This window comes from Planococcus sp. A6 (genome assembly GCF_028823615.1).
Classification (GTDB): domain Bacteria; phylum Bacillota; class Bacilli; order Bacillales_A; family Planococcaceae; genus Planococcus.
Window position 1 is genome coordinate 1 of sequence record NZ_JAPEHT010000102.1, and the last position, 11,913, is coordinate 11,913.

Sequence of the window (11,913 nt, forward strand, 5' to 3'; positions counted from 1 at the left end):
CCGCCTGCTGGGCATTGCTGGCATCCGCTTTGGGCAGCAAAAAACCAGCTTGTTCATAAAAGGCTCGAGCTGCCTGCAAATCCTTCACCGGCAAATTGATCCACAACCGATTGTCCATGGTGCTTCACCTCGCTTTCGTTCCTAAAACAACTATCTACCGGATCATTGAATACTATCTATTCAGTGTCTTCACATTTTTCTCCAGAACCAACTAGCAGCAGTCCGCTGACGTATTATCTTTCTATTCCCCGGCCCTTCTTCTACAAACCTTCATAATTCCCTGCTAGCTGAAAGCCGCTCCGTTGACTTTCCCTAAACGCTCCTTTAATATAATGTTTTATTCCCTACTATATCACTCAGAAAAGGATGTTTTACATGACGACTAGCACACGGGTCCAACCCGTCAATGAAGTAAACGATCCTGTTTACCGCGACACGACCGCTTTGAACGCACCGCAGAAAGCCTTGATTGCCGGAGGCATTGCGGTCGCGGCGTTATTGACGGTGTATTTACTCGCCACGCAGCATATCGCACAAACCGTGCTGCTTGGCATCGGGCTGTTGCTCGGCTATACCTTATTCCATGCACGGTTCGGCTTTACCTCTGCGTTCCGCCGCTTCATGTCGGTCGGAAACGGCCAGGCGATGCGCTCGCACATGCTCATGCTGGCGGTGGCCGTGACCTTGTTCGCGCCGATTCTGGCGTATGGCTATTCGTTCTTCGGCACCGGGGTGTCAGGTTACGTCTCCCCGGTCGGCGTGAGCTTGGTGGTCGGGTCATTCATTTTCGGCATCGGCATGCAGCTCGGCGGCGGCTGTGCTTCCGGTACGCTGTATGCGATCGGCGGTGGGCGTTCGGTCATGTTCATCACGCTGTTGTTCTTTATTATCGGAACGACCATTGGCGCGTATCACTTGCCGTTTTGGACAGAAGATTTGCCGGCTTTTGAACCGGTGTCACTGGCCACGTCTACAGGGCTTGGCTACGGCGGCGCATGGCTCGTGTCAATTGCGTTATTCGGGCTCATCGCCTGGATTACCTTGATCATCGAGAAAAAGAAACGCGCACCGAAAATGGCGCCGCTTCCGACTACTACAGGATGGAAACGCATTTTCCGTGGCTCTTGGCCATTGTTCGCCGCAGCGATCGCACTTGCGGTATTGAACGCACTGACCTTAATGACGCGCGGAACGCCTTGGGGCATCACGTCCGCATTCGCGTTATGGGGCTCGAAAATTGCTGAATTCTTCGGCGTGGACGTCCATTTTTGCGGATTCCACCACGGTGTTGAACTTCGGGGTCATCCTCGGCGCCTTTCTCGCTTCAGCCGCTGGCGGCTTGTTCAAGTTCACCAAAATCACGATGGGCAATTTCTGGGCATCCGTTGTCGGCGGCTTGCTGATGGGCTACGGCGCGCGGCTTGCGTTCGGCTGCAACATCGGCGCATATTTCGGCGGCATCGCTTCATTTAGCCTCCATGGCTATATCTGGGGCATTCTCGCACTCGCCGGTACATTCTTCGCACTTTACTTGCGGCCCTTGTTCGGCCTATCTGTTCCGAAATCCAATGATTCGGTGTGCTAGAACATTTACAGTTTGCTTTTTATAGAGGTTTCCGTTCATCGGAAGCCTCTTTTTTATGGGCATGAAGCGAAACGGGACGGAATATGACTTGCTTTTTTTAGAAAATGGGCCAGTCCGTTAAATGAAATTCGCTCGAATTATCAATTCTTGCGGTTCATGGAGCGGATTTTAATATTTCCCCCGAAAATTTTCCGTTCTTTTTCTCGTTTCTTGCTATAATAAACATATTCTTTCCCTGAAAGTTGGCTGAACATGACCCGTGATTTTGAATTGCATGCTATTGAATCGAAGACCGTCGCGACCGGACAGTCCGAGCACATCCCGCTCCACAGCCACCAGCAACTGGCAGAATGGCTGTGGGTGGAGTCAGGTGAACTCGAACTCACCGCAAACAATGAATGCTTAACGCTCCGGACAGGAGCACTTGCGCTGATTCCTCCTGGCCAATGGCACGCACTGTCTTTTGCTTCAAGCAGTGAACAGCGCTATCAAAGACTGCTGGTCACGCAGCCCCTTGAGTCAGTAAATGACACGATCTGTTTCACTTATCCTAATCCTACTTTTCTCGTTGCCGTGATGGACGAACTGGGCCGTGAACTGCAACAAGCGAGTCCTGCTTCGTCAAGACAAGTGCAGCTTTTGCTGAACTGGTTGTATGCTGCAGCCAAACCACAAAGCGCCCCGGCTCAAACGGCGGCTTCTTCCAAAACGGCACGCATTTTGCACCAAATGGAAGAAACCTGCCATTTGCCCTTTTCGCTTGCATCCATTGCTGCCGCTTCCGGCCTCAGCAAATTCCATTTCAGCCGCTATTTCAAGGACTCGGTCGGCCAGACGCCGCTGCAATTTGTCATCAACTGCCGCATGGAGCGCGCGAGGCAGCTGCTCCTGGCTTCAGAGCAATCGGTTCCGGACATTGCCGGGCTCTGCGGCTATAAGAGCGCCACGCAGTTTCACGCTGCTTTTACACGCCATAGCGGCAGCACGCCGAAACGGTTTCGCGAGCAGCGGCAAAACCTCGAGGCTAAGCGATGAGCACCTCTTTCTTGTCCGTAAATAATGAGGTGACGCGCTAATGGAAGGGCTGCTCCGCTCGTTGGAATTCGTCTTATTGTTAATCGCCAATATCGCCATCGGCACGCTTGGATTCATCCCGAGCATTCTCATCACCCCAATCAACCTCGACCGCTTCGGGTTGATCGGCGGTAGTGCATTGTCCATCAGCGGGGAGATGATCGGCGCGCTGTTTGGGTTTTGGCTGTACCGCTACGGGGCGAAACATATCCCGGATGCGTGGCAACAGCGTTCCTGGTTCCGGTTTTTCCGCAATCAATCCCCTGTAAGCGTTTGGTGGGCAGTGTTGGCGCTGCGCATCTTGCCATTTGTCCCGTCCGGTGCCGTCACGGCAGGCGCTGCCTTGACCCGCATTTCCGCACTGGCGTTTTGGCCATTGAACTTGCGGTCGCGTTCGGGCTGGTGTTGTGGCTGCCCCGCTCCCTGTTGTATAGCGCACTCGGCCTCTGTTTGGTGATTTTGTTATTGATTGCGTTGATCCGTAAACGCTTCCCGAAAAAGAATGCTTCCCATTAAAAAAAGCGAGAGCTCCCGGTTGAGGAGTTCTCGCTTTTTTAGATGCCTTAATTGACTTTCTTGCCGCCGCCCCAATACATTTCACGCAATTGGAACTTCTGCAGCTTACCTGTTGCCGTCTTCGGCAACGATTCCACGAAGTCGACCGATTTCGGTACTTTGAAGCGTGACATGTTGTCGCGCGTATAGTCGAGGATTTCCTGCTCGGTTACTTCTGCGCCTTTGTGCAAGACGATGATGGCTTTTGGCACCTCGCCCCATTTCTCGTCCGGTACGGCAATGACCGCCACTTCCGCGATCGCCGGATGCTTATAGAGTACGCCTTCGATTTCCGTGGACGAAATGTTTTCACCGCCGGAGATGATCATGTCTTTGATGCGGTCTTGGATTTCGATAAACCCGTCCGGATGCGTCACGGCGAGGTCGCCGGTATAGAACCAGCCGTCGCGGATCGCTTCCGCGGTTTTTTCAGGATCTTTGTAATAGCCTGCCATGACGACATTGCCGCGGGTGATGATTTCCCCGAGCTCCTTGCCGTTCCAAGCGACTTCTTTTCCGTCTCCCTGATTGACGACTTTCGTTTCGCCGTTAAAGGCCAGTTCAATGCCTTGGCGCGCCTTGATGCTCGCTTGTTGATCGGCATCCAGCGCATCGAACTCGTTTTTCCATTCGCAATACAAAATGAACGGCGAAGTCTCGGTCAGCCCGTAAACGTGCATCATGTTGAGGCCGAGCGTCTGCTGGGCCTTCGCGATGAGTGCCGCAGCAGGCGGCGCACCGGCTGTCCCCATGCGGATTTTGGTCTTCAATTCAATGTCTTTCGCTTTCGGTTCATTGACCAGCATATTGACGACCGTCGGCGCGCCGCATAAGGAGGTGATGCCATGGCTTTCAAATAAATCGAGGATGAGCGGAGGATCGACTTTGCGCAAGCATACATGCGTGGCTCCTGCTGCTGTGATCGCCCAGACACCGCCCCATCCGTTCGTGTGGAACATCGGCAAGGTATGCAAATAAACATCGTCAAATTTGATCTCCAAATGATGCAGGAAGTTTGCGCCGTTCAAATAATTTGTCCGGTGCGTCTGCATAACGCCTTTAGGATTGGAAGTCGTGCCGCTCGTGTAATTGAGCGACAGCATCTGGTTCTCGTCGAGTTCGACGATTGGCAATTGCTCATCGTCTGTGACCGCTCCGATAAATTCCTCGTAGCCGACGCCCACAAGGCTTGTCTCATGCCCTTCAGCCGGCACGATAATGTAGTTCTCGATCGGCAAGTCGCCTTGGATCTCTTCAATGATCTTGGCGTATTCCGCATCGACGATCAGCATCTTCGCATCGCTGTGCTTGATGATATAGCCCAGGTCTTTCGCAGACAAACGGTAATTGAGCGGCACGATGACCGCTCCGAGCGGCGGGATGCCATAGAACGCTTCGAGCATATAATGGGTATTCGGCAGCATCACGGCGACATGGTCTTTCTCCTTGATGCCTGCATTATGTAGGGCAATCCCCAACTGGTCGGAGCGGCGGGCAAACTCCTTGTACGTGAAACGCTTGTCTCCGTCGATCACGGCTACTTTCTCCGGGTAATACTTTACCGCGCGTCGTTTCCAGTCCAGCGGTGTCAATGGTACGATCATTTCGAAAACCCCTCTCGTGTCTCTTGTGTCCAACTGTTATATATCAAGTATAGAAAGCCGAACACGGGCTGTCAACGGAAGTTTCGGAATTGGCGGAAAAATGAAACAATATAGAATTTGTGTTATAGCACAATTTCTTTCGCTATGAACTAATCCATTTCGCATCAGCGGCTGACGACTTCGAGAGGAGTGGCGGCACTCAAAACGGCGTGTCTTGTTTCGGCGCGCCGTAGTCCTGTTTCAGCAGCGCCAAATAATCGATATCTTCATATGCACCCTTCATGAAAAACTCCTGTCTGAAACGTCCCTCAAAGGCCATGCCCGCCTTCTCAAGCACTCGCCTTGAGGCAGGGTTGCGCACGAGGCAGCGGCCGAATACGCGGTTCAAGCCGTGTTCGGTGAAGGCCTGTTCCAGTATTTTTCGGCATGCTTCTGTCGCATAGCCCTGTCCCCACTCGGCGGGATCGATGAAATAGCCGATTTCTCCGGAGTGATGGGCTTTTGACATGGCGACCAATCCGCAATTGCCGATATAGCGGGCGGGCTGGTCTTTCGTAAAGACCGCGTATTCAAAGGATTGGCCGATGTCAAAGCTTTTTTGAACATAGTCGAGCCAGCCATCGAGCTGCTTTCTTGGATACGGATGTGGAATCATCAACATCGTGTCGGCAATTTCGCGTTTTTTAATTACGGCGTAAACGCTATCCGCCATGTCCGCTTGATAAGGCTTTAACCACAGCCGTTCGGTTTCAAGTATCATGTTACATGCCTCCTGTTGGGTGATCCTGATGGGAATTGGTGCAGTCAAAAAGAATGGATTCAACGAGCTATTCAAAAATTATTCTGGTGATTTTCTTAGTGAATGAGTGAATCTATAATAAAAAGGCGTTGAATGAGTTATTCATTCAACGCCTTTTAAAATTATTCAGTAGCGGGCACTAAGTAAGCTGCCGTGACGGCGCCGTCTGTTGCTTCGTCTACGATAAACGACCCGTTGGAATAGCGGTCGACCGCTTTCAGGCGGCCAGGCGCAATCGAGATGCGCAAGCCTTTGGCGGTTTCGAGCAGAATCTCCTCTTTGCCGGTCGTGCCGATGACTGCAACCACGCGGTGGGGATTGGATTTCAATTCCCGCAGCATGATAACACCGCGTTTGGCGCGGCTGCCGCTTTCAAATTCACTAAGCTTCATCTTTTTGGCGGCTCCGCGCTGCGTCGCGAGCACGAGATCTGGCTGCTGTTCCGCGTCGATCATGACCGCAGACACCGCTTCGTCGCCTTCTTTTAAGTTCAGCCCTTTGACGCCGGCAGTCCGAAGCCCTGTTACGGGCACTTCTTCAAGCGGGAAGCGGACGCCGTATGCCATTTTCGTCGCCAAGAACAATTCGGTTTCGTTCGTCGCGAGTCCTGCGAAGATCATGTCGTCGCCTTTTTTCAAGTTCATTGTCTTGATGGCGCGTGAATAACGCTGCACCTGGTAGTCTTTCAGCGCCGAACGCTTCACTTGGCCGAATTTGGAGACGGTCAAAATGGTCGCATCCTGTTCAAAATCTTCGAACGGGAACACCGCGAGCACCGATTCGTTGGAATCCAATGTGACGATGCTCGACAAATGCTGGCCGAGGTCTTTCCATTTGATGTCCGGCAGTTCATTGACGGGCTGGAACACGAAATTCCCGCCGGTCGTGAAGATCAACACGGTATGCTGCGTATTGAGATTGCCTTCGAACAACAGGTGGTCGCTGTCTTTCATGGCAAAATCCTTGCCGTTCGAGGCCGCATGGGAGCGGGTGCTCGTCCGTTTGACATAGCCTTCTTTCGTCACGGTAACAATCACTTCTTCACTTGGAATCATGATTTCACGCGTAATGGTCAATTCTTCGATCTTTTCTTCGATTTCAGAGCGCCGTGGTTCCGCGAATTTCTTGCGGATCGCCTGCAATTCCTTCTTGATGACGTTTTTCAATTTCGTCGCGCTCGTCAAGATGCCGGTCAGCTCGGCAATCAATTTGCGCAAGCTTTCCTCTTCTTTTTCGAGCTCGGTGATATCGGTATTCGTCAGTCGGTAAAGCTGCAAGGAGACAATGGCTTCTGCCTGCGCTTCCGAAAACTCAAATTTCGCGATCAAATTGTTTTTCGCGTCGCGTTTGTCTTTGGACGCACGGATCGTCTTGATCACTTTATCGAGGATCGACAAGGCTTTGATCAAGCCTTCGACGATGTGCATGCGGTCGCTCGCTTTTTGCAGGTCGAATTCCGACCGTTTCGTCACGACTTCTTTTTGATGTTCGATATAGGCATCGAGCATCGTCGGTAGGGTCATCATCGTTGGGCGGCGGTGATGGATTGCCACCATATTGAAGTTATAGCTGATCTGCAGGTCGGTGTTTTTGTACAAATAGTTCAAGATGCCGGCTGCCTGCACTTCTTTTTTCAATTCGATGACGATGCGAAGGCCCGTGCGGTCGGATTCATCGCGCACTTCGGAAATGCCGTCGAGTTTGCGGTCGAAGCGATGGTCATCGATTTTCTTGATGAGGCTCGCTTTGTTCACTTCAAACGGGATTTCCGTAATGACGATCTGTTCTTTGCCGCCCTTGAGCGGTTCAATGGCCGCTTTCGAACGGACGACGATTTTGCCGCGTCCCGTTTCATAGGCTTTTTTGATGCCTTCGACGCCTTGGATGATGCCGCCGGTCGGGAAATCCGGACCTTTGATGACGGTCATCAATTCATCGATTGTCGCATCCGGCTTGTCGATGCGCATGAGGACAGCATCGAGTGCTTCGTGCAGCGCATGCGGTGGGATATCAGTCGCATACCCGGCAGAGATCCCAGTCGAGCCGTTGACGAGCAAGTTCGGGAAACGCGCCGGGAGGACAGTCGGTTCGACGTCCACATCGTCGAAGTTCGGGATGAATTCGACGGTGCGTTTTTCGATGTCTCTTAACAATTCGCCGGAAATCGCAGAAAGCCGTGCTTCCGTATAACGCATCGCGGCCGGGGAATCCCCGTCCATCGAGCCGTTATTGCCGTGCATCTCCACGAGCATGTGGCGGATTTTCCAATCTTGGCTGAGCCGCACCATCGCTTCGTACACAGAGCTATCGCCGTGCGGATGATAGTTGCCGATGACGTTCCCGACCGTTTTGGCGGATTTACGGAACGCTTTGTCGTTGGTATTGCCTTCGTGGTGCATGGCATACAGGATGCGGCGCTGTACCGGCTTCAAACCGTCGCGGGCGTCCGGCAGCGCGCGGTCCTGAATGATGTATTTACTATAGCGGCCAAACCGATCGCCGATGACTTCTTCTAAGGGCAGATCTTGGAAACGTTCGGTTTGTGTCATACGAGTTCCTCCTCAGCGTGAATCAAATCATTTTCTAGAATATTGCTGTCGTCTTCCAAACCGAAGTCGACGTTGTTTTCGATCCATTTGCGGCGCGGTTCGACTTTATCGCCCATCAAAGTCGTGATGCGGCGTTCGGCGCGCGCGCCGTCTTCGATCGTCACACGGATCAAGGTGCGCGATTCCGGGTTCATCGTCGTCTCCCACAATTGGTCGGCGTTCATTTCCCCGAGACCTTTATAGCGCTGGAGCATATAGCCTTTGCCGATTTTTTTGATCGACTCGTCAAGATCCGCTTCGGTCCAGGCGTAATCGACGACTTCTTTTTTACCGACGCCTTTGGACACTTTGTAAAGCGGAGGCAGCGCGATAAACACTTTGCCGGCTTCGATGAGCGGCTTCATGTAGCGGTAGAAGAACGTCAACAGCAGCACTTGGATATGCGCGCCGTCGGTATCGGCATCGGTCATGATGATGACTTTGTTGTAAGCGATGTCGTCTACGGAGAAGTCGGAAGATACGCCGCCGCCGATCGCGTGGATGATGGTGGCGATTTCTTCGTTTTTCATGATTTCTTCCAGTTTTGCTTTTTCGGTATTGACGACTTTCCCGCGCAGCGGCAAGATCGCCTGGAACGTGCGGTCGCGGCCTTGTTTTGCCGAACCGCCGGCCGAGTCGCCCTCGACTAGGTACAATTCGTTCTTTTTGGCGTTGCGCGACTGCGCCGGCGTCAACTTGCCGGACAATAAGGTATCGGATTTCTTGCGTTTCTTGCCATTTCGGGCATCTTCCCGCGCTTTTCGTGCGGCGAGACGCGCCTGAGAGGCCCGTATTGCTTTGCGGACGAGTGATGCACTGTGTTCGGCGTTCTCCTCGAGGAAGTACATCAATTGCTGGGAGATGACTGCATCGACGGCACCGCGGGCTTCGCTTGTGCCGAGTTTGCTTTTTGTTTGGCCTTCAAATTGCAGCAAAGCTTCCGGGATGCGCACCGAGACGATGGCGGCTAAGCCTTCGCGGATGTCGGAGCCTTCTAAGTTCTTGTCTTTATCTTTCAATAAATTGATTTTGCGTGCGTAATCGTTGAATACGCGGGTCATTGCCGCTTTCGCGCCGGTTTCGTGCGTCCCGCCGTCGCGTGTGCGGACGTTATTGACGAACGACAGGATCGTTTCAGAATAGCCGTCGTTGAACTGGAACGCGAATTCGACTTCAAGGCTGTCGCTCTGCCCTTCCATATAGGCCACTTTGTGGAGCACGTCTTTTTCTTCGTTTAAGTATTCGACGAAGGCTTTGATACCGGTTTCATAAAAGAAGCTCTCGCCGGTTTGGCTGCGCTCATCGATCAACTCGATGTTCATGCCTTTCATGAGGAACGCCGATTCACGCAAGCGTTCGCTCAACGTGTCGTAATTGTATTTGGATACGCTAAAAATGCTTTCGTCCGGCAGAAAGTGGATCAACGTGCCAGATTCCTTCGTTTTGCCGATCTCTTCCAAAGTTGTGACGGGTTTGCCGCCGTTTTCAAAACGCTGGCGGTATTTGCGCCCGTCGCGGTGGATGGTCACTTCCAAAAAACTCGACAAGGCATTGACCACAGATGCGCCGACGCCGTGAAGCCCGCCGCTTGTCTTGTAACCGCCTTGGCCGAATTTCCCGCCGGCATGGAGCACCGTCAAAATGACTTCCGGTGTCGGTTTGCCGCTTCTGTGCATTCCTGTGGGCATGCCGCGGCCATAATCGCGCACGCTGATGCTATTGTCTTCGTGAATGGTCACCGTGATGCGGTCGCCGAATCCGGCAAGCGCTTCATCGACGGAATTGTCGACGATTTCGTAGACCAAGTGGTGAAGCCCGCGGGCATCGGTCGAACCGATGTACATCCCTGGGCGTTTGCGTACAGCATCCAACCCTTCTAGAACTTGGATCGCTTCTTCGTTGTATGCATTGCTGTTCGTTTTAGCCATCTATTTCCCTCCAACAAACATTTGTTCGTATACTCTCTTCTTTTAATCGTATGCCATTCCAGGCATTCCTGTCAATGTTCATAGAAAAAGAGCGCTAGGCGCCCTTCGTGAAAACTGCTATTTCAGGATGGCATGTTCGACTTTGATGCAGCGGTCCATGATGACTGTATGCCCGGCGGCGTGGAGGCGATTGAAGACCTCTTCATCGACGACGTTCAGCTGCGTCCAGAACACCGGGGCTTCGATCTTGAGAAAATCTTCGGCAATGGCCGGCAAAAATTCGCTGCGGCGGAATACATTGACGATGTCGACCGGTTCCGGAATGTCCGTAAGCGCCGCGTAGCTTTTCTCCCCCAGCACTTCATCCGCCATCGGATTGACCGGGATGATGCGGTAGCCTGCGTCTTGCATCGCTTTGGATACCATATACGAGGTTCTCATCGGGTTCGGGCTCAAGCCGACAACGGCAATGGTCTTGGCTGTGTCGAGCACTTCTTTGATTTCTGTGCGGTCTGGGTTTTTCAACAAAATCACCTGTCCTTTTAGTCTATCATACATGAAACGCATGCGTTTGTTGAATAATCCGCCATCTATTGTTTCTGTGTCTTCGGTCATGGTAAACTGTAGAAAAGAAAACAGTGTACGTCAAAGGAGTCAATTATGGACATTTTGCTTCCGGTAATTATCGCTTATTTACTCGGATCCATCCCTTCAGCCTTATGGATCGGAAAACTTTTTTACAATACGGACATTCGGACAAAAGGAAGCGGCAATTTAGGGGCGACCAACACCTTCCGCGTGCTCGGACCAAAAGCGGGTTTTGTCGTCACCATCCTGGATATTTTAAAAGGCACGGCCGCGACGCTGTTGCCGCTCGTCATGGTGACCGATGTCCACCCGCTTATTCTGGGCGTCGTCGCGGTCATCGGCCACATGTTCCCGCTGTTTGCGCGCTTTAAAGGCGGCAAAGCGGTGGCCACATCCGGCGGGATTTTGCTTGGGTATCAATGGCCGTTGTTTTTACTGGCCGTCGCGGTCTTGTTGATTGCGTTGAAGATCACCAAGATGGTATCCTTGTCGTCAATCATCTTGGCTGTCGTCTCGGTTATCTACACGATCATCTACACGATCAATACCGGTGATTACCTGTTCATGGCTGTCATTTTCACACTGGCCACGTTCATCATTTACCGGCATCGCGCGAACATCGCACGTATACGCGCAGGCACCGAACCGAAGATCAAGTGGTAGAACCCGAAAGGACGTGTTTGCATGGAGATCCATTTGAGCAAAGATGCACGAGATTGGTTCCATAACGAAATGGAAGTCGAGGCCGGTGAAGCGGTGCGGTTTTTCGTCCGCTACGGAGGCGCTGGTTTGCAGCCGGGCTTTTCGCTAGGCGTCACGAAAGATAGTCCTTACGAAGCGGTGGTCCGCCTCGAAGAAGGAGACGTGCTGTACTTTATAGAAGAAGCCGACCATTGGTATTTCGACGAACACGACCTGCACGTCACCGTTGATGACGAATTAGGTGAATTAAGTTATTCATACGAACAAAAAGAAGCATGACGCGAAGTTGCGTCATGCTTCTTTTTTATTCAAATTCATTCATTTCCATTTTTGATTAATCGATTCAATTGATCCAAGCGGCCTTCCGCCTCCAGGATTTCCGCTTGCCGGTCGCCGAATAAGTCGAAATGCGGGTAGTCATTGCGCAAGTCCAGCCATTCACGCCGTAAGCCGTAGCGGCTGCCCCAGTCGGCAAGTTTATCGATGTCGC

Annotated in this window: 9 protein-coding genes and 1 pseudogene; 5 read left to right on the plus strand and 5 right to left on the minus strand. The window is 52.3% G+C overall.

The genetic code is table 11. The features are described 5' to 3' along the window. The first annotated feature begins 375 nt into the window (after positions 1-375). The 3 genes and pseudogenes from ON064_RS13760 (at position 376) to ON064_RS13770 (ending at position 3,116) form a co-directional block, all read left to right on the plus strand. Positions 376-1,585 (plus strand): annotated as a pseudogene (locus ON064_RS13760) (YeeE/YedE family protein). Between the two features lie 252 nt (positions 1,586-1,837). Next, a complete protein-coding gene (locus ON064_RS13765) occupies positions 1,838-2,620 on the plus strand; it encodes a helix-turn-helix transcriptional regulator (RefSeq protein WP_274625215.1) in 783 nt (260 codons plus the stop codon). A 40-nt stretch (positions 2,621-2,660) separates the two neighbouring features. Then, complete coding sequence (locus ON064_RS13770) at positions 2,661-3,116, plus strand: VTT domain-containing protein (protein WP_274625216.1); 456 nt, start codon at positions 2,661-2,663, stop codon at positions 3,114-3,116. Positions 3,117-3,222: 106 nt separating this feature from the next. On the opposite strand, the gene ON064_RS13775 is transcribed toward ON064_RS13770, so the two are convergent. The 5 genes from ON064_RS13775 to ON064_RS13795 all read right to left on the minus strand — a co-directional run bounded on the left by ON064_RS13775 (position 3,223) and on the right by ON064_RS13795 (position 10,664). Further along, positions 3,223-4,818, minus strand: a complete 1,596-nt coding sequence (locus ON064_RS13775) for a long-chain-fatty-acid--CoA ligase (protein ID WP_274625217.1) — start codon at positions 4,816-4,818, stop codon at positions 3,223-3,225. Between the two features lie 199 nt (positions 4,819-5,017). After that, positions 5,018-5,578 (minus strand): GNAT family N-acetyltransferase, encoded by a 561-nt coding sequence (locus ON064_RS13780; RefSeq protein ID WP_274625218.1) that lies wholly within the window; start codon positions 5,576-5,578, stop codon positions 5,018-5,020. A gap of 161 nt (positions 5,579-5,739) precedes the next feature. After that, positions 5,740-8,166 carry a DNA topoisomerase IV subunit A gene (parC, locus tag ON064_RS13785; protein WP_274625219.1) on the minus strand — a complete coding sequence of 809 codons (2,427 nt, stop codon included), beginning with the start codon at positions 8,164-8,166 and terminating at the stop codon, positions 5,740-5,742. Next, positions 8,163-10,133, minus strand: coding sequence for a DNA topoisomerase IV subunit B (parE, locus tag ON064_RS13790; protein WP_101190344.1), 1,971 nt, complete (start codon positions 10,131-10,133; stop codon positions 8,163-8,165). Before parE ends, parC begins: the two co-directional genes overlap by 4 nt. Before the next feature lie 117 nt (positions 10,134-10,250). After that, entirely contained in the window at positions 10,251-10,664 is a 414-nt protein-coding gene (locus tag ON064_RS13795) for a CoA-binding protein (protein WP_121300268.1), read from the minus strand. Positions 10,665-10,793: 129 nt separating this feature from the next. Between ON064_RS13795 and plsY the strand changes: the two genes are divergently transcribed. Further along, on the plus strand, positions 10,794-11,384 hold the full coding sequence (gene plsY / locus ON064_RS13800; RefSeq protein WP_121299688.1) for a glycerol-3-phosphate 1-O-acyltransferase PlsY: 591 nt from the start codon (positions 10,794-10,796) through the stop codon (positions 11,382-11,384). A gap of 21 nt (positions 11,385-11,405) precedes the next feature. Further along, complete coding sequence (locus tag ON064_RS13805) at positions 11,406-11,702, plus strand: HesB/YadR/YfhF family protein (RefSeq protein ID WP_274625220.1); 297 nt, start codon at positions 11,406-11,408, stop codon at positions 11,700-11,702. Positions 11,703-11,913 lie beyond the last annotated feature (211 nt).